16 protein-coding genes and 2 pseudogenes are annotated in these 17,085 nt (G+C 66.8%); 10 read left to right on the top strand and 8 right to left on the bottom strand.

Features of this window, described 5'->3' with window-relative positions; genetic code table 11:
- Positions 1–118 precede the first annotated feature (118 nt).
- Positions 119–478, top strand: coding sequence for a copper homeostasis periplasmic binding protein CopC (gene copC, locus IFE19_RS13305; protein WP_207823061.1), 360 nt, complete (start codon positions 119–121; stop codon positions 476–478).
- A 2-nt stretch (positions 479–480) separates the two neighbouring features.
- Positions 481–1,380: a copper homeostasis membrane protein CopD gene (gene copD / locus IFE19_RS13300; RefSeq protein ID WP_225910280.1), complete on the top strand. Its 900-nt coding sequence runs from the start codon at positions 481–483 to the stop codon at positions 1,378–1,380.
- Between the two features lie 7 nt (positions 1,381–1,387).
- Here copD and IFE19_RS13295 read toward each other — a convergent pair whose 3' ends face one another.
- Positions 1,388–2,119, bottom strand: a complete 732-nt coding sequence (locus IFE19_RS13295; RefSeq protein ID WP_225910279.1) for a PepSY domain-containing protein — start codon at positions 2,117–2,119, stop codon at positions 1,388–1,390.
- Positions 2,120–2,336: 217 nt separating this feature from the next.
- On the opposite strand from IFE19_RS13295, the gene IFE19_RS13290 reads away from it, so the two are divergent.
- From IFE19_RS13290 to IFE19_RS13280, 3 genes are read left to right on the top strand one after another with little or no spacing between them, the layout of a single operon-like run.
- Positions 2,337–4,094, top strand: a complete 1,758-nt coding sequence (locus IFE19_RS13290; RefSeq protein ID WP_207823059.1) for a copper resistance system multicopper oxidase — start codon at positions 2,337–2,339, stop codon at positions 4,092–4,094.
- Complete coding sequence (locus IFE19_RS17705; RefSeq protein ID WP_225910278.1) at positions 4,091–5,569, top strand: copper resistance protein B; 1,479 nt, start codon at positions 4,091–4,093, stop codon at positions 5,567–5,569. The genes IFE19_RS13290 and IFE19_RS17705 overlap by 4 nt, the downstream gene beginning before the upstream one ends.
- 19 nt (positions 5,570–5,588) lie before the next feature.
- Positions 5,589–6,233, top strand: a complete 645-nt coding sequence (locus tag IFE19_RS13280; RefSeq protein ID WP_207823056.1) for a hypothetical protein — start codon at positions 5,589–5,591, stop codon at positions 6,231–6,233.
- 537 nt (positions 6,234–6,770) lie between these two features.
- Here the strand turns inward: IFE19_RS13280 and IFE19_RS13275 are convergent.
- From IFE19_RS13275 to IFE19_RS13260, 4 genes are all read right to left on the bottom strand, one after another.
- Positions 6,771–7,199, bottom strand: a complete 429-nt coding sequence (locus tag IFE19_RS13275) for a hypothetical protein (protein WP_207823054.1) — start codon at positions 7,197–7,199, stop codon at positions 6,771–6,773.
- 258 nt (positions 7,200–7,457) lie between these two features.
- Positions 7,458–9,737: an ABC transporter permease gene (locus IFE19_RS13270; RefSeq protein ID WP_207823052.1), complete on the bottom strand. Its 2,280-nt coding sequence runs from the start codon at positions 9,735–9,737 to the stop codon at positions 7,458–7,460.
- Entirely contained in the window at positions 9,734–10,786 is a 1,053-nt protein-coding gene (locus tag IFE19_RS13265; RefSeq protein ID WP_207823051.1) for an HlyD family secretion protein, read from the bottom strand. The genes IFE19_RS13270 and IFE19_RS13265 overlap by 4 nt, the downstream gene beginning before the upstream one ends.
- The gene (locus IFE19_RS13260) at positions 10,783–12,294 is read right to left on the bottom strand and encodes a TolC family protein (RefSeq protein WP_207823049.1); all 1,512 of its coding nucleotides are present in this window, start codon (positions 12,292–12,294) and stop codon (positions 10,783–10,785) included. The genes IFE19_RS13265 and IFE19_RS13260 overlap by 4 nt, the downstream gene beginning before the upstream one ends.
- 210 nt (positions 12,295–12,504) lie before the next feature.
- Here IFE19_RS13260 and IFE19_RS13255 point away from each other — a divergent pair, with 210 nt between their 5' ends.
- The 5 genes and pseudogenes from IFE19_RS13255 (at position 12,505) to IFE19_RS17700 (ending at position 14,372) form a co-directional block, all read left to right on the top strand.
- Entirely contained in the window at positions 12,505–13,170 is a 666-nt protein-coding gene (locus tag IFE19_RS13255; protein WP_207823047.1) for a DUF2059 domain-containing protein, read from the top strand.
- Complete coding sequence (locus IFE19_RS13250) at positions 13,139–13,324, top strand: hypothetical protein (protein ID WP_207823044.1); 186 nt, start codon at positions 13,139–13,141, stop codon at positions 13,322–13,324. Before IFE19_RS13255 ends, IFE19_RS13250 begins: the two co-directional genes overlap by 32 nt.
- Positions 13,325–13,365: 41 nt before the next feature.
- Complete coding sequence (locus IFE19_RS13245; RefSeq protein WP_207823043.1) at positions 13,366–13,677, top strand: hypothetical protein; 312 nt, start codon at positions 13,366–13,368, stop codon at positions 13,675–13,677.
- 21 nt (positions 13,678–13,698) lie between these two features.
- Complete coding sequence (locus IFE19_RS13240) at positions 13,699–13,902, top strand: hypothetical protein (protein WP_207823041.1); 204 nt, start codon at positions 13,699–13,701, stop codon at positions 13,900–13,902.
- A 26-nt stretch (positions 13,903–13,928) separates the two neighbouring features.
- Positions 13,929–14,372: pseudogene (locus IFE19_RS17700) on the top strand (aspartate-alanine antiporter-like transporter).
- Between the two features lie 265 nt (positions 14,373–14,637).
- On the opposite strand, the pseudogene IFE19_RS13225 reads toward IFE19_RS17700, so the two are convergent.
- The 3 genes and pseudogenes from IFE19_RS13225 to IFE19_RS13215 all read right to left on the bottom strand — a co-directional run bounded on the left by IFE19_RS13225 (position 14,638) and on the right by IFE19_RS13215 (position 17,066).
- A pseudogene (locus IFE19_RS13225) lies at positions 14,638–15,848 on the bottom strand (IS3 family transposase).
- A 56-nt stretch (positions 15,849–15,904) separates the two neighbouring features.
- Positions 15,905–16,444 carry an NADH dehydrogenase ubiquinone Fe-S protein 4 gene (locus IFE19_RS13220; protein ID WP_087139585.1) on the bottom strand — a complete coding sequence of 180 codons (540 nt, stop codon included), beginning with the start codon at positions 16,442–16,444 and terminating at the stop codon, positions 15,905–15,907.
- Between the two features lies 1 nt (position 16,445).
- Entirely contained in the window at positions 16,446–17,066 is a 621-nt protein-coding gene (locus IFE19_RS13215) for a hypothetical protein (protein ID WP_037094075.1), read from the bottom strand.
- Positions 17,067–17,085 lie beyond the last annotated feature (19 nt).

Below are 17,085 nucleotides of genomic sequence, written 5' to 3'. Positions count from 1 at the left end.
TATTCAGCCAGAACCTTCTAAACCTTCCTGTCATGGTAAGGTCAACACCCCTCGGTGAGGGCGTGATCGGGCCGACGCGTATGGGTTCGGAGAGCTGAAATCCCTCTAGGAGCCCGTCATGTCCCTGTTTCGTCTTGTGCCTGTCGCGGCCGTCGCTGCGGCTCTGATGCTGCCGTCCGCCGCCGCCGCCCACGCCCGTCTGGTCAGCTCGACCCCGGCGGCGGGATCGACGGTTGCCTCGCCGCGCGCCATCAGCCTGACCTTCAGCGAGAAGATGGCCCCGGCCTTCTCGACCTTCGAGGTGGTCAACGCCGCGGGCGTGAAGACGCCGGTGCGCACCACGGTCAGCGAGGACGGCAGGACGCTGAGCGCGCCCGTGGTCCGACCGCTGGCGGCGGGGGCCTATGTGATCAACTGGCGTCTGGCCTCCAGCGACGGTCACCGCATGACGGGTTCCGTTCCCTTCACCGTGCGCTGACCGTGGAGGCCTGGCTGATGGGGCTGCGCGCGGCCCAGTATGCGGCGGGGTCCGTAGTGCTGGGTCTGCCGGCCTTCATGCTTTACGGCGGCGCGGTCTTCGGGGGGCAGGCGCCACGCTGGGCGCGTCCGGTCCTGGCGGGTAGCGCGGCGGCTCTGCTGCTGCTGGCGCTGGCGGCTTTGGCCCTGCAGACCGGGCTGATGGCCGGGGCGCTGGATCAGGCGCTGAACCCGGAGGCCCTCGGCTTCGTCCTCGGCGGCACGTCGTTGGGCGCGGCCTATGCGGTGCGGGCAGGCGCGGCGCTTGTGCTGGTCTTGACCGTTCTGGTCCTGCGCCCAGGACGAGGGCTGTGGCCGGTTGCCCTGTTGCTGGGCCTGATCGTCGCCGCCAGCTTCGCCTGGACCGGACACGGGGCGGCGACCGAGGGGGCGGGGCGCTGGGTTCACCTGACCGCCGACATCCTGCACGTCGTGGCGGCCCTGATCTGGATCGGCGCCGTTTTCGCCTTCGCGGTTCTGGCGACGCGGCGGATCGAGGGGGATGCGGCGTCGCAAGCCGCCCTGGCGACGGCGCTCGGCGGCTTTGCACGGGTGGGGACGCTCTGCGTCACCGCCCTGCTGGTGACCGGCCTGATCAACAGCGTCTTTCTGGTCAGCGTTGAGCAGGTCTTCAGCCTCGGGGCCACGCCCTATGGCAGGCTGCTGGCGGCCAAGCTGGCGGCCTTCGTGGCCATGCTGGGGCTGGCGGCGCTGCACCGCTTCCGCTCAACGCCCGCATTGGAACGGGGCGAGGGCGGTCTGGCGGGGCTGAGGCTCAGCCTCGGGGCGGAACTGGTCCTGGGTCTTCTGATCCTGGCTCTGGTCGGGGCCATGGGGATGCTGGCGCCGCCGGCATCCCTCTAGGTCGCGGTCAGGCCTTCTGCGCCAGCTTGTGGCGGGTGGCGCGATGCACCGTCCAGTCGCGGGCCAGCTTGATCCACAGCAGGATGAAGCCGCTGATCACCATGCTGAGCGTCAGGATGGTGAGGATGATCAGGGTCGGATGGTTGAAGTTCTCGCCGTTCTTGAAGTCGAGAATGTGCAGCCGCCAGAAGAAGTCATAGAAGCGCCAGACGCCCGAGCGCCGGGTGACGACCTCGCCGGTTTCTGGCGACAGGTAGAAGCTGGTGTGTTCGAAATCATTGAAGTCGATGCGCCACAGCGGACCCTCGCGGCCCGTCTCGCGCGGGGCCTCGTCGAACAGGGTGGCCTTTTCGGCCTGGGCCTCGCCGCGATAGGCGGCCTGGGCCAGACGCAGGGCCTCGGCGCGCGGCAAGGCAGGGAAAGGCTTGCCGTCCAGGGCCGACAGGATGACCGGCTCGCCGCTCTTGGGCGTAAAGACCCAGGCGGGGCCGCGCGGGGTGTGGCGCAGTTCGGCCTTGTCGATCGGGGCCGACAGACCTGCCGCCGCCGTATGCATCGGAATGAGGGCGTCGATGGCGAAGGCCGGATAGTCCGGCTTCTGGAAGCGATGCTCGCTGCGGACGGTTTCGATGGGGATGGCGGTCATCACCAGTCCCCCGCCGACCCAGAACAGCACCTGCAGACCGATGACCAGGGCGACCCATTTGTGGATCTGAGTGGATAGCCGAAGCAGCTTCATTGACGATAGATCCCCTCGCGCTCCATCTCGTGTCCTTGAGCGCGTCCCTGCATGAACCTACGCGCGAGTCGCGGCCATCCCTCGCGCCCGACATGGTCGTCTTGGGCCCTCTGTGGCGTCCTGTCGCAAGGGGTGTCGGGCCGGGCCGCGTAATAGCCAGTGAACCCCGCGTCGCGTTCGTCTGGCGCGGGACGCTACAAGAAGGATAATGCCCTCCATGTCGAGCATGGCTCTCGATCGCAGGTCCCTGTTGCGCGGCGCGGCCGCGGGCGGTGGACTGCTTGGTCTTTCGGGGCTGATGCCCGCCTGGGCCCAGACGGGTTCGCCGGGGCTGCGCGCCGACCTGCCGACGCTGACGGGGCCGAACATCGACCTGACCGTGGGCCATTCCGATTTCACCGTCGGCGGGCGCACCGGCCACGCCTTCACCGTCAACGGCCTGTTGCCCGCGCCCCTGCTGCGGATGCGCGAGGGCCAGAACGTGCGCCTGTCGGTGACGAACACCCTGGACGAGGACACCTCGATCCACTGGCACGGCCTGCTGCTGCCCTTCCAGATGGACGGGGTGCCGGGCGTCAGCTTCCCCGGCATCAAGCCGCGCGAGACCTTCGTCTATGAGTTCCCGATCAAGCAGTCGGGCACCTACTGGTATCACAGCCATTCGGGCCTGCAGGAGGCCATGGGCCACTATGGCCCCATCGTCATCGACCCGGCGGGCGTCGATCCGGTCGGCTATGACCGCGAGCACGTTCTGGTCCTGTCGGACTGGAGCTTCCTGCATCCGCACGAGATCCTGGCCAGGCTGAAGAAGAGCCCCGGCTACTTCAACATGCAGAAGACCACCCTGGCGGGCCTGCTGGACGGGTCGGACGGAATGAGCCTGGCCGAGCGGCGGATGTGGGGCGGGATGCGGATGGACCCGCGCGACATCCTGGACGTCAACGGCACGACCTATACCTATCTGATCAACGGCCACGGCCCGCAGGAGAACTGGACCGGCCTGTTCCGGCCTGGCGAGCGGGTGCGTCTGCGCGTCATCAACGCCTCGGCCATGTCGATCTTCAACGTCCGCATTCCGGGTCTGGCCATGACCGTGGTTCAGGCCGACGGTGAGCACGTCCGTCCGGTCGAGATCGACGAGTTCCAGATCTCGGTCGCCGAGACCTATGACGTCATCGTCCGTCCGCTTGAGGACCGCGCCTACACCATCGTCTCCGAGGCCATCGACCGTTCGGGCATGGGCCGCGCCACCCTGGCGCCGCGCCTGGGCATGACGGCCGAGGTCCCGCCCCTGCGCCAGGTTCCCAACCTGACCATGGCCGATATGGGCATGGGGGGCATGGATCACGGCGGCATGGCCGGGATGGACCATTCCGCTCACGGCGGCGCCGCCGCGCCGATGGACCACGGGGCCATGAGCATGCGCGACCCCAACAACGCCCCCGCCGACATGGCGGTCGGCGTCGGGGTGGACGCCATCGCGCCCGCGCCCGCCAACCGTTTGGGTGAGCGGCCGCAGGGGCTTCAGGACGTGGATCACCGGGTGCTGGTCTATACCGACCTGCGTTCCCTGACGCCCAATACGGACACCCGTCCGCCGTCGCGGTCGATGGAAATCCACCTGACCGGCAATATGGAACGGTTCATGTGGGGCTTCGACGGGCGCAAGTTCTCGGAGCTGGTCGAGCCGATCCGCTTCGAGCTGAACGAGCGGGTCCGGGTCACCCTGGTCAACGACACCATGATGGCCCACCCCATCCACCTGCACGGCCACTTCTTCGAGCTGGTCAACGGTCACGACGGGCATCAGCCGCTGAAGCACACGGTCAATGTGGCGCCGGGCTCGAAAGTCACCTTCGACCTGACGGCCAATGCGCCCGGCGACTGGGCCTTCCACTGCCACCTGCTGATGCACATGCACGCGGGGATGTTCAACGTCGTCACGGTTCGTCCGCTAGAAGGAGCCGCCCGATGAGCCGCGCCCTGTTCGCCGCCGTCGCGGTCCTGCCCCTGATGCTGGCCGCCGGTTCCGCCGCCGCCCAGAGCCACGGGGGCCATGCAGGCCACGGCGCCCACGCCGCCCCCGCTCGCCCTTCTCAAGCGCGTCCGCCGCAAGCCCGCCCGACGTCCAAGCCCAGGCCGCGCGCCGCCGCGCCTCAGCCGCGACGCGTTGCGCCGCCGGCGCAGACGCCCGCCGCCGACCCGCACGCTGGCCACGACATGGCGGCCATGCCGACGGCTCCGGCTCCGGCCCCGGCGCCTGCCGCTGATCCCCATGCCGGTCACAACATGGGCGCGGCTCCGTCGGCTTCGGCAGACCCGCACGCTGGTCATGACATGAGCGGGATGCAGATGGCTCCGGCCCAGGCGCCTGCTGCGGACCCTCATGCTGGTCACAACATGGCCCCGGCGACGCCGCCTCAAACGACGGACAAGACCTGCACCTGTCCGAAATGCGCCGAGGGCGGCATGGCTCATGACTGCGCCATGCCCGGCGCCTCGTCGACTGATCCCCACGCGGGCCATGACATGAGCGGAATGCAGATGGCTCCGGCCACGGCGCCCGCGGCTGATCCTCATGCGGGTCACAACATGGGCCAGACGCCCGCCGCCGATCCTCACGCCGGTCATGACATGTCGGCCATGGCCGGCGGCGCGCCCAACATCCCGACCAGCGTGGATGCGGTCGGCGGCCGCATGGTCGAGACCCCGCCGCCCGCCGCCGCCCGCGCTGCGCCCGCTCATGCGGCGGACCTGCTGTTCGATCCCGCCGTCATGGCGGCGTCGAGGAAGCAACTTCTGGTCGAGAACGGCGACGTGCGCACGACGGCGGTCCTGATCGACTCCATCGAGGCCGGCTTCGGCGACGGCGAGAAGAGCTACAGCTGGAACGCCCAGGGTTGGACCGGCGGCGACATCAACCGATTCTGGTGGAAGACCGAGGGCGAGGGCGCCTTCGACGGAAAGCTGCACGACGCCGAGATCCAGGCCCTCTACAGCCGCGCGGTCGCGCCCTTCTGGGACGTGCAGGCGGGCGTGCGACAGGACTTCCGTTCCGACGGCGACGACACGACCCACCTGACCGTCGGGGTTCAGGGCGTCGCGCCCTACTGGTTCGAAATGAGCGCCGCCGCCTTCCTGTCGACCGAGGGCGATCTGACCGCCCGCGCCGAGGCGGAATACGACCAGCGCATCACCCAGAAGTGGATTCTGCAACCGGCGATCGAAGTGGCCCTGTCGGCCAGCGACATCCCCGAGCTGGAGGTCGGTTCGGGCCTGAGCTCGGTCACGGCGGGGCTGCGCCTGCGCTATGAAATCCGCAAGGAGTTCGCCCCCTATGTCGGGGTCGAGTGGAGCCGGTCGTTCGGCGACACCGCCGATTACGCCAAGGCGCGCGGCGACGACCCTGAAGACACGCGCCTCGTGGTTGGGATAAAGGCTTGGTTCTGAATGAATGCTCGGGGGCGCCATGAGGACGTTGCAAGCGGCGACGGACCGCCTGTTTCGCGACTACTATGCCCATTGTCAGAGGGCGGACGAGGATACGCTGTTTCACCTGTTCAATTCGTTGCACAGCTTCAGTGACAAGCTTCCTCGCGATAGACGGGACACGTTCTTTGGCTCTCCATCTTTCGTCTCGCTGAAAGCACTAAGAAATTTCTTTCACCATGAAGCCGAGCTTCTAAGCAGCATCAGCGTCGTGTCGGACTTCGATCCAACTCTGTCGGTGGAACTAATGCGGGTTTGTCTCATCGAGCGCGCCTTGATCGAGCGCGCCGCCGAGGAGGCGGCCAAACGGGTTAGGAAGGGGAAAAGACCGCCCTCCGTGGAGGCGGCCCTCAACTGGTACGGTGACGTCGCCGACATCGAACCCGCCGTCTTCAATGTGATGGTGGACGCCTATGAGGTGATCAAGGGGCTGGATATTGCGCCCGCGTCCCCCGCCTTCAGGCTATACGAAGAAAGCTATGAGGATGAGGCGCGGCGCGGGATCGAACATCGCCTCCAGGGGCGGATCGGCTGCCACGCTGGAGCGGTGAACGAGGTGTTGAGGGCCATGCACGACAAGGTGCAACGGCGCCGCGAGGCATTCGATAGAAGTGAAGCCGTCTGAGCCTCTGCCTGTGCCGCATTCGCGCTGGGGGAAGGTTTGGCCTATATAGCCGGCCTTCCCGTCGCCTGACCGCCTGAGCAATGACGCAACACCCGCCGCACAGACTGTCCGTCGCCCCCATGATGGATGGTGGTGATTGTGGCGTATAATCAGTAAGTTGCGGGTCGGCGTGTGCAAAATTTGCACACGCAGTTCTGCTTTTATTTCCTTTTCGTTCCCGCGAACGGGCACGAATTCCCACGTCAATGACATCGGCTGCCCACGGAGACCGCGCTTCGTCCGCTGCCGTTGGCGGCTGCTCCCGGAGGCTTTCTAGTTCTGCCTTCCCTTTGACCGGGAGCACCATGCAGACGGTGTTCACCGCGGTCGGGGCCACTCAGGTGCCTGTCGATCGCGGATAGGTTCAACCTGTCGATATAGAAGTTCGAATCGCTCCGGGCGCACCACCGCCGGAACTACGAAATCGCGCGCAGGCGTTCGATGCAGGCGCCAGTCCATCGCCCTGGAGCGGACCTTCGGAGAGTCTGTAGGGGGTGGTTAGCGGACCTCGTTCTCATGCGGCAATACAACCTCGTTGGTCGCAAGAGTTGTGCTCAGCATCTGAGCTGCTTCCACGCGAAGACAGATACCCTTGGCCTTGACCAGTTCTGCTGGCCACCCTTGGTCAACCTGACCATTTGATTGCCAAACAGCACGTTGAGATATCGAAGGGAAAGTCGCGGAGTAGACGTTCCGTGCATCAGTTTCGAGCAAGCGGCTTGCCGTCCTGAAGTGCTCGTATTCACCACAGATATAGCTTACGGCTTCAGCGGGGCGCACGTTGTTCTCGAAACGATCCAAGCGCAGGCTGGATCGAAGGGTCACAGACGCGTTCTCTGCCTCGGCGCTATAAAATCCGCTCGACGAGATCACCGCGATACGTCCTGTTTGAACGCATCCCGTCATGGACAGTGCGATCAAGATCAAGACTGAGTGTCTGGCCATGTGAACACTGTGATCTCAAAACGATGACGTCCGCAATGGGTCGATCTGCGACTTTGGCTTCCAGCCGAAATGCGGACGTTCCGCCCTATCAAGCGGCCCACCCAACCAAGGACAGATAGTTCTCAGGATCGTCCACGTCGGCGCGCCTACGCTGGAGCTCGCCAAGGCGCGAAAACTAGCTCAATCGAACGATCGGGCCTGACTCGTTGGAGACATTGCAAGGTCAGTTTGTAGGCTAGATTAGGCACGCTTCAGTCTGAACCAAGCTGCCGTGCTCCAAAGGACCGCCAACGCGGAAAGCGTCACAAGCTCTGGCCCCACCTCGCCCAAGGTCGCCCCTGCAGCGTTCAACTTGACGAAGGCTTGGATAGCCGAGGTCGACGGTGACAGGCGGGCCAGCCAGACCAAAGGTTCAGGCATCAGAAACAGGGGCCAGGCGGCGCCGCCGAGGAAAAACAGCGGAACCGAGGTTCCGACCAGGATCTGCATGGCGCGCTCGTGCCTGTCGAACAGGCTGCCGATGGCCAGACCCAAGGCCGAGACGCTGGCGGCGAAGACGGGCACGGCCAGGATGAGCCCGAACAGGTCGCCCATGCGCGGATAATCCTGAAACCAGAAGACAAAGCCGAAATAGAAGAGGCTGGCGACGCTGCCGATCAGGGTTAGGGCGGCCCACAGGCCGAGGAAGCTGCGGGTCGACAGGGCCTGTGCGTTGGTCTCACGGCGCAGTCCGGCGAACAGGGCGGCGCCCAGCAGCAGGGTCTGTTGCAGGATGATGGCGCTGACCGCCGGGACCGCATAGCTGCCGTAGCCTTCCGTCGTGTTGTAGAGCGGACGTTGCACCATGGCCGGGGCGCGCTCCGGCAGACGGGTCGCCTCGATGACCGGGGTGAGTGTCTGTTCGGCGGCGGCCGCGGCCGCCCCGCCCAGCGCCTTGCCCATCGCCGTGGCGCGAACCAGATAGGCGCCGTTCAGATAGAGACCGACCCCCTTGGCGTCGCCATGGATCAGCGAGGATTCGAAACGTTCGGGAATGTGCATGACGGCGTCGACCTCGCCGTTGCGCAGCATGTGTTCGGCCTCGGCGGGAGAGGCGGTGACGGTGGCGGCGTCCAACGCGCGGGTGGCGTTTATCTCCTGCACCAGCCGCCGGCTGAAAGCTGAATGGTCCTGATCGACGACGGCGACTGGCAGCTTGACCGGCGTCTGACCGACGTAGGCCATGGGATAATAGAAGGCGTAGGCGACCACGGCCAGGAGGATGGTGCTCGACAGGGGACGGTGCCTGAAGATGCCCGCGAAGGTCCCGACAAAGGCTCCGCCGAAGCTGCGGGTGGGCAGGTGCAGGCTGAGGTCTTCGGGTTTGGGCGCGCGTCCGGCCCGGCGATGGGCCAGCGGGATCGAGAGGGCGAAGGTTCCGGCGGCGACGCCCAGCAGGATCAGCAACGGCGCCAGCGAGGCGGCTACGTCCGAGCCCAGCACCATCTGCTCGTTCTGGAGCCGCAGGTAGTGGGTGAAGGGCAGGACGGCGCTCCAGAACCGGGCGAAGGCCGGGCCGTGCAGCAGGGGCAGGGTGCCGTTGGAGAAGGCGATGGCCGAGCCGGCATAGATCGCCGTGGCCGAGAAGCTGACATCCATGCCGCCGGTCAGGGCGACCAGGAGGGCTGAAATGCCAGCGGTGGCCGCCATCAGGGCGAGCATGCCGCCCAGCAGCATCACCAGGCTGCCCTCGACGCCCCAGCCGCGCCAGCCGCACAGCCAGGCGATCCAGACCGCGCCCCAGAAGGTGAAGGTCAGGACATAGGGGGTCAGCTTGCCCGCCAGCGCCGCCGTCAGCCGTCCGTCCATCCGCGCCGACCAGTCCTTCAGCGACCCCCCGCGCAGTTCGCGGCCCACCCCCATGACGGAGGCGCAGGCCATCAGAAGATGCAGGACGCCCGGCATGATCAGCCCGCCGAGGAAGAGCTCGAAACTGAGTTGGGGGTTGCCCAGTATGGTCACCTGCACGGCGGGCGTTTTCAACCGCGCGGCGGGCACGCCCAGCGCCCGCGCCCGGTCGGCGATCAGAGGGGCGGCGGCGTTTGTCAGGGCCGTGGTCTGGGCTGAGGCGGCCAGCGATCCGACGGTCTGGAAGGCGCCGTTGTAATAGACGATCACCGCGTCCGGCTGACGAAAGGCGTTCTTCTCCGCGCCGCGGGGGATATAGGCGAGGCTGTAGATCTGGCCCGACCGCATCAGGGGCCAGGCGGCTTCAAGGTCGGTCGGCTGGGCCACGACGCGTACGCCGGGACTGGCCTCCATATTGCGGACAGCGGCGCGGCTGAATGCGGAATGGTCCTGATCGACCACGGCGACCGGTACGTCGCGCACCACGCCCTGAAACAGCATGGCCCCGACAACGATCATCAGCACGACCGGCATGGCGATCAGCAGGATCAGGTCCCATCGGCTGCGGGCCAGGTGTGCGATCTCGGCGCGCAGGGCGCGGCCGAAGACGCCGCCGCCAGTCGGCGTGGTCACCGGGCGGGCCAGTCGAACAGGACGCTCATGCCTGGACGCAGGCCCTCGACCGGGGCGACGGGCTTGGCGTGGATCTCGAAGCTGCGCACGTCATAGCCGCGCGACTGGCGGGTGGCGCGCCAAGTGGCGAAGTCGCCCTGGGGGCTGATGAAGCTGACGCGGAAGGCGACGCCCTTGCGGTTCAGGGCGGGGATGTCGCCGCGCACGGTGTGGCCGATCTTCAAGCCGTTGAACTGATCCTCGCGCAGGTTGAAGGCGACCCAGGCGTGATCCAGATCGACCACGGTGAAGACCGGCACGCCGATCAGCACCAGTTCGCCGGGATTGGAGAAGCGTTCGGCGATTTCGCCTGCGGCGGGGGCGATCAGCCGCGTTTCAGCCAGCAGCGACGCCGTTCCACCGAGGCCGGCGCGGGCGGCGGCGACCTGGGCGTCGGCGATGGTCTTTTCTTCCCTGCGGGGGCCGGCGACGGCCTTCAGGTATTGCTGACGGGCGGCCTCGGACTGGGCGGCGGTGGCGGTGCGGGCGGCGACCGCCTCGTCGCGACGCTGGGTCGAGATGACGCCCTCGGCATACAGGTTTTCAGCCCGTCGCGCGGTCTGGGCGGCCAACTGGGCCGCGGCCTGGGCGCTGCGCCAGATGGATTCCAGCGAGCGGATGTCCTCGGGCCGGGCGCCGACGCGGCTGAGTTCCTGAACGGCTTGGGCGCCTTGCAGGGCGGCGGCGGCCTGTTGGTCGGCAGCGGTGATCTCGGGGCTGGATAGGATAGCCAGCACCTGGCCCGGAACGACGCGGTCGCCGGCCGAGGCCAACATCTTCTCGACGCGGGCCGGGGCCTTGGTGGCGACGGTGAAGGTCTCGGCCTCGACCATGCCCTGCACCTGGGGCGGGGCCGGGCGGGCGGCGAGGAACAGGCCGATCACGACGAAGACCAGAACGGCCAGGGCCGCCAGGGCGATCAGCAGGGACCGGACGGGAGGTGTGCGTCGCGGACGGGGCGGCGGCGTCGGGTCAGCGGCAATATCAGCGACGGGGTCGTTCTCGGTCATGGGGCGATCACCCGGTCGGCGCGTTGCAGGTAGTTGACGAACTCGTCGCTGCGGTCGCTGGCGGCCAGCAGGGCGGCCAGCGCCAGCTCATACTCATAGGCCGCCGCCGCGCGCTGCAAGCGGGCCGCGCCCAGCAGGTTGCGGGCGTCGATGACGGCCGAGGCCGGAGCTTCGCCCTCGCGGAAGGACAGGTCCTGAACCCGCAGGTTCTCGGTCGCGGCCTCCAGGCTGGAGTCCAGCGAGAGGAACTGACGGCGCGACAGCTCGACCAGGTTGTAGGTGCGGATGATCAGGATGCGCACCTCGTCGCGGGCCTGACGCTGCAACTGTTCGGCGGCTTGCGACCGGGCGCGGGCGGCGCTGACCAGACGCCCGCGATCCAGCGACGACATCAGGGTGTAGCGGGCGCCGACGCCGACGGCCCAGTCTGGCTCGGTCGGCAGGGCGTCCTCGCGGTTCAGGTTATAGGCGCCGAAGGCATAGACCGACGGCCGCATCCGCGACCGCGCCAGATCGACGCCCGCCTCGGCCAGGTCGCGGCCCGCGCCGGCCAGAGCGACGCGGGGATTGTCGCTGATCCCGGCTTCAATGAAGTCGTCGACAGGGCCCGGCGGGGTCGAGTTGACGAACAGGGGGCTCGTCGGGGCGACGGCCGTGGACACGTCTAGCGCACGGGACAGGCTTTGGACCGCCGTGTCATGCTCCAGTTCGGCGCGGTCCAGCTGGCGCTGGGCGGCGTCGCGGGCGACCTGGACCTGTAGGCGTTGAGCCGCGCTGAGGAAGCCCTCGCGCTCCATGGCCTGGGCGTTGCGCAGGTGCAGGTCGAAGCCGTCGCGCGTGTCGCGGGCGATGGTCAGGGCCTCGCGCGTCAGGATCTGGCCGAAATAAACCCGCACCAGATTGACGCTTTCCAGATTGCCCGCCTCGGCCTGCCGGGCGCGGGCCATGTCGACATTGGCACCGGCCGCGTCGCGCAGGGCCGGGATGGCGCCGCCGGTGTAGATCGGCATGACGGCGGTGGCGACGGGACGGAAGCTGGTATCGGCGGTCTTCAGCCGCACGCTGCCGGGCAGGCTGGCGAAGAACTCGGGCAAGGCGGTCTGCAGCCGGTCGTTGATGGCTTGCAAGATGTCGCCGGGGACCCCGGGCAGGTCGCCGATGATGCCGGGCAGCAACTGATTGGCGACAGACTCGGCCTGACCCAGGGCGTCGGACAGGGAGATGTCGAAGGTCTTCTGATAGCGCAGCACCTGGGCGTCGACGGCGATGGTCGGCCGGTTGAGCGTGCGCGTCGCCGCCGCCTGTTCCTCGGCCGCCGTCACCTCGGCGCTGGAGGCCCTGCGGATGCTGGAGGCGATGTCCAGCCGGGCGGCGGCGGCTTCGAAGGACAGGGGGACTGCATCCTGGGCGAGCGCTGTGGAGCCGAGCAGGGCGAACGTCGTCGTCAGGGCAAAAAGAGGCAGGCGACGTCGCCATGCGCCCTGCGTTCTCGGCCCTGATCTGGTCATCGAAAACCCCCTCAAGGTGGTGCGGCGACGCCGGCGCCGCGCCCGCACAGGCGGCGAGCTTGACCTTAAATCGCGTCAGAGCGGTTCGGGTTGCATCGGAAGCGATGTGTGAGGCTTGGGTAAAATTATGGCGCGATCATGGCGGCATTGCGGAGCTTGGCTCTGCTTGCGGCGTTGGCTTCGGGTCAGGTGTTCAGGTCGGGGGGCGGGATGTTGCATCCACAGACTGTCGCATGGATCGCCAGTGCCGCCGTGACGGTCGCCGCGCCGGCTCTGGCGCAGGAGGCCTCGGACGCCGACGCCCTGGCGCGCGAAGTCGTGGAACTGCGTCGAGCCGTGGCCGTGCTTCAAGCGAGGCTGGACGCGGTCGAGGCGGCGGCGCGCCCGTCGCCGCCGGCCCGAGAACCGGGCGCGGCTCCGGCGACCTCGACGCCTGAAGCGCTAGCGACCGCCTCCTCGACGGTTCTGCCGAACCGCTACACCATCGGCGACGAGCTGACCGGCGTGGCGCGGGCGGATACGGCCGCGCCGCCGAATGATCCGCAACTGCGGGGTTTCATTTCCATTCCCGGGACCGACACGATGGTGAAGCTGGGCGGCTTCGCCAAGGTTAACGCCATCTACGACTTCGGCCCGGCGGGCAATCCGGACAAGCTGGTCACGGCGACCATTCCGATCGGCGGGGGGGGACGCCCGAAACGCCAATCTGGACGCCAACGCGACCCGTTTCAGCTTCGACGTGCGGCGGTCCAGCGCCTTGGGGCCGCTGCGCTTCTATCTGGAGAACGACTTCTACGGCGAGGCGGGCAGCGCCGCCTTTCGGCTGCGCCAGGCCCATGGTCAGGTGGGCAACACCTATGCCGGCTATGGCTATAGCGCCTTCACCGACTCGGACGCCTTTCCTGAGACGCTCGACGACGAAGGCCCCAATGCAGAGGCGCTGCTGCGCGTGGCGGCGATCCGCCAGATCTGGAACTGGGCGGCGGCGCGACGGCCGTCCTGTCGGTCGAGTATCCTTCATCAGACCTGACGCTGGGATCGGGTCAGGCGGGAGGTCAACCGGCGCCGGACGTGGCGGGGGCCTTGCGACTGGAGCGTCCCTGGGGCCATGTCCAGGCCTCGGCCGTCATCCGGCAAATCGGCTATAGCGAAGGCGAACGGGACGAAAGCGCCCCAGGCTACGGGATCGGTCTTTCCGGCCTGGCGAAGCTGGGCGGCGATTTCGCCATGGCGGGGCTGACCTATGGCGACGGGGTTGCGCGTTATTTCAATGATCTGGGCGGACGGGGCTACGACGCATTGATCGAGCCAGGCGGCGATGTCCGCACCCTGTCCGCCTATGGCGGCTATCTTGGATACACGCGGCAATGGAGCCCGAGGTGACGGTCGAATCTGGTCGGCGGCGTGGTGGTTCTGGAAAGGGACGACCTTCTCGCCCCCACCGCGTTTCGATCCAGCGGATATGGCGCGCTCAACCTGATCTGGGCGGTCAGTCCCAGCTTCTCGGTCGGGGTCGAGGCGCTCTACGGGCGTCATGAACTCCAGAACGGCCGGGAGGGCGATGTGACCCGGCTGCTGGCCAGCCTCAAATATGATTTCGTCCGGTGAGCGCCTTGCTGGTCGATCACCCGGAGATGGCGCTGCTTCTGGCGCTGGCCCTGGGTCATCTGATCGGCATGATCCGGGTCGGGCCGGTCCAGCTGGGCGGCGTCTGCGGCACGCTGATCGTGGCCCTGGTCCTGGGTCAGAGCGGGGTGCGTCTCGACCCGGACCTCAAGGCGGTCGCCTTCGCTCTCTTCATTTTTGCTCTGGGCTAAACGGGCGGGCCGCAATTTTTCGCCAATGTCGGCAAGGGCTGGCGTTACGGCCTCCTTTCTCTTGTGGAAGTCGTAGCCGTGCTGACGGTCGTCATGACGGCGACGATCCTTCTTTCGCTTAATGCAGGCGCGGCGGCCGGGTTGTTGGCGGGATCAGCCACGAAGTCGGCCGTCATCGGCACGGCGTCCGAGGCGGTCTCGCGTCTGGCGATCCCTCTGGATCAGATCGAAGCCCTGCAGGGCCAGATCGCGACGGCCTAAAGCATCACCTACCCACCTCCTGCTGACCTCAGGAGGCTAGCCTAATTCGCTCCATACCAAGGCGTTTTCACACAGCCTCGACTCAACGCAGTCCTTGGCGATGTCCGCTTTCGAGCCGACCGTTGATCAGATGCCGAACGTAAGCGGCGGGCGATACTGAGCAAGGAAGGGTGGCCGAGTGGTTTAAGGCACTGGTCTTGAAAACTAGCGACGGTGTGAGCCATCCGTGGGTTCGAATCCCACTGACGTGACCCCCGTTTCTCATTCAGCCACAACAAGAGTCCGAGGTTGATCGGGGGTAGAGATTGGTTGGGTTGGCAATAGGGCGGCCTGCGCAGCCGTCAACCAGCGCAGCAGGCCGCCCGGCGTTTCCAGCAAGGGCTTGCGCGTAGGCCTGCGGCGTCAGCCAGACGAGCTTCGAGTGCGGTCGCCGTTCGTTGTAGTCACGCCGCCAGGCCTCGAGCACCGCGCGCGCGTGCGGCAGGGATCGAAACAGCGTCTCGTTCAGCAGCTCGTCACGCAGGCGCCCGTTGAAGCTCTCATTGAAGCCGTTCTGCTGGGGCTTGCCCGGCGCGATGTAATGCCAGCCGACGCCGGTGTCGTCGGCCCACGCCAGGACGGCGTTCGAGGTGTATTCCGTGCCGTTGTCGCTGACGATCGTGTCGGGTCGGCCCCGCTGCCGGATGACGGCGTCCAACTCTCGCACCACCCGAGCGCCCGACAGCGAGGTGTCGGCCACCAACGCCAGGCACTCGCGGGTGCAGTTGTCGCTCACCGTCAGCATGCGCAAGCGCCGCCCGTCCGTCATCTGGTCAGAGACGACCCGGAGGGCGGCGCGTAGCAGCCAAGTCCAGCGACCAGCGCTGGTTGGCCACCAGCGGCAGGTCCAGCGGTCGCCGCGTGCCCATTGCTCGCTTCCGCCCGCCGCGCCGGCGCACCGTCAGCCGTTCCTCACGATAGATCCGCTGAACCAGCTTCTTGTTGACCGCATGGCCCTCGCGCTGCAGCAGGACGAGCAGGCGGCAGTAGCCGAACGGCGACGCTCCTGGGCGAGGGCCCTCAGCCGGTCACGCAGGGCGCCGTCGTCCTGGCGCGTCGCCTGATACCGCACGCTCGTCTGATCGATGCCCAGAACACGGCATGCCCGCCTTTCGCTCATCTCGTGGGCGGCCTGCAGATGACCTGCCGCCTCGCGCCAACCGGCCGGCGTCACCACTTTTTTCCCAGCAGGTCCTTCAGGGCCACGTTGTCCAGCATCGCGTCCGCCAGCATCCGCTTGAGCCGGGCGTTCTCGTCTTCAAGCGTCTTCAGCCGCCGAGCCTCCGACACGTCGAGCCCGCCGAACTTGGCCTTCCATTTGTAAAAGGTCGCCGAGCTGACCCCGTGACGCCGACACACCTCCGCCGTCGTCACACCGGCCTCCTGCTCCCGCAGAATCCCGATGATCTGCTCTTCCGTGAACCTTGATCGCTTCATTCTGTCCGTCCTTCGTTGGGGCGGACTCTAGCTATTCCTGGAGGAGTTTCAGGGGGTCACGTCACCGTCCACGCCGGAGGATCAGAGGCGGGGAAGGATTCGAGCGAGGCTTCGAGGACCGGATCGAAACTCTCCCTGTCGCTGGTAGACGGGTTGGCCGTGCTCTCATGCTGGACGCCTCTTGAGAGGCCGCGATCCGGGCGGAAGGGGACCCGGAAGGCTCCCGGGGCATCGACGCCCCTGTGCAGCCGGTGGCGCGTCTCACCCGCCCAAGGGTTCGCCATCCGGGCTCCCCCAGCGTCCTCGCGCACGACATAATGCCAGTCCTGCCGCTCTGCGAAGTCCACGGCGCTGTCGCGATCCGGAAACTTCAGCCGAATCGGACGATAGGGATCGCCGCTGGACGTGTATCCCATCAGCGGCTCGATCTGCGGCGGCCGGGACGGCTCGAACTCGAGGACCCAGTAGTTGGGCCGAGGCGCCGATGTCATCGCGGAACGGGCAGGACGGTAGATGATTGCCGTCGGCACGTCCCAGGATGGCTGATCGGTTCCGGGAATTTTCGGCGGGAATGGTGGGCGATTATGGCCGCGCATATCAGTTCTCCCGGGTGTCGGTGGATACGAGAAGGTGACGTTCGAGATCGTCGAGTTTTTCCATTCGCCTCGAATTCAGGCGAACGGCGCGTTCGGTGTTCTGCGAAGGAAAGGCAGCAGCGTGCAGGACGTCCGACCGCATCGCTATCGTGAGATCGGCGACGGCATTCATCACGCCCTCTCCGTCCCCGTCCGAGAGCGTGCCGTCAGCAAAACCGGACTGCAAGCTCTCCAGTACCTGCTCGAAGCTGGACACGACCCCTGCACTCGCGACCACAGCCAGCTTGTGGCTGAGAACACGCAGTTCATCGATCAGCTTCGCATCGTGCCTTGCGGTTTCCACGATCTCTGCGACCTTCTCGATACAGGCCATGTAAATGTCGCATTGCTGCTGGAGGATGATGACCCTTCCTTCCTTGCGAAGCTCGAGATCGGTCTGGCGATTGAGAAGCGCCGCGGTCAGAATGATCGTCACGACAGCGCCGAGGAAGATGAGCGTCATCTCCTGCGCGAAAGGCAGTATGTCTTCGGCAAGATACATCGAACGAAAAACGAAAACGATTCCGATGCCCAAGGCAGCGGCCGCAGCAGCAAATGCCAAGTCAGGCAGGCGGTTCGACATCAGCACCCCGTATTTTCGG

The organism is Brevundimonas pondensis (genome assembly GCF_017487345.1).
In the GTDB taxonomy this organism is placed as follows: Bacteria; Pseudomonadota; Alphaproteobacteria; order Caulobacterales; family Caulobacteraceae; genus Brevundimonas; species Brevundimonas pondensis.
The sequence above is the reverse complement of the archived record's forward strand: the minus strand, read 5'-3'. Positions and strand labels throughout refer to the sequence as shown.

Bases quoted from the DNA above. Each gene is read 5' to 3' on its own strand.
- copC (WP_207823061.1), top strand. From the start codon at position 119: ATGTCCCTGTTTCGTCTTGTGCCTGTCGCGGCCGTCGCTGCGGCTCTG.
- IFE19_RS13295 (WP_225910279.1), bottom strand. From the start codon at position 2,119: ATGAAGCTGCTTCGGCTATCCACTCAGATCCACAAATGGGTCGCCCTG.
- IFE19_RS13290 (WP_207823059.1), top strand. From the start codon at position 2,337: ATGTCGAGCATGGCTCTCGATCGCAGGTCCCTGTTGCGCGGCGCGGCC.
- IFE19_RS17705 (WP_225910278.1), top strand. From the start codon at position 4,091: ATGAGCCGCGCCCTGTTCGCCGCCGTCGCGGTCCTGCCCCTGATGCTG.
- IFE19_RS13280 (WP_207823056.1), top strand. From the start codon at position 5,589: ATGAGGACGTTGCAAGCGGCGACGGACCGCCTGTTTCGCGACTACTAT.
- IFE19_RS13265 (WP_207823051.1), bottom strand. From the start codon at position 10,786: ATGACCGAGAACGACCCCGTCGCTGATATTGCCGCTGACCCGACGCCG.
- IFE19_RS13260 (WP_207823049.1), bottom strand. From the start codon at position 12,294: ATGACCAGATCAGGGCCGAGAACGCAGGGCGCATGGCGACGTCGCCTG.
- IFE19_RS13255 (WP_207823047.1), top strand. From the start codon at position 12,505: ATGTTGCATCCACAGACTGTCGCATGGATCGCCAGTGCCGCCGTGACG.
- IFE19_RS13220 (WP_087139585.1), bottom strand. From the start codon at position 16,444: ATGCGCGGCCATAATCGCCCACCATTCCCGCCGAAAATTCCCGGAACC.
- IFE19_RS13215 (WP_037094075.1), bottom strand. From the start codon at position 17,066: ATGTCGAACCGCCTGCCTGACTTGGCATTTGCTGCTGCGGCCGCTGCC.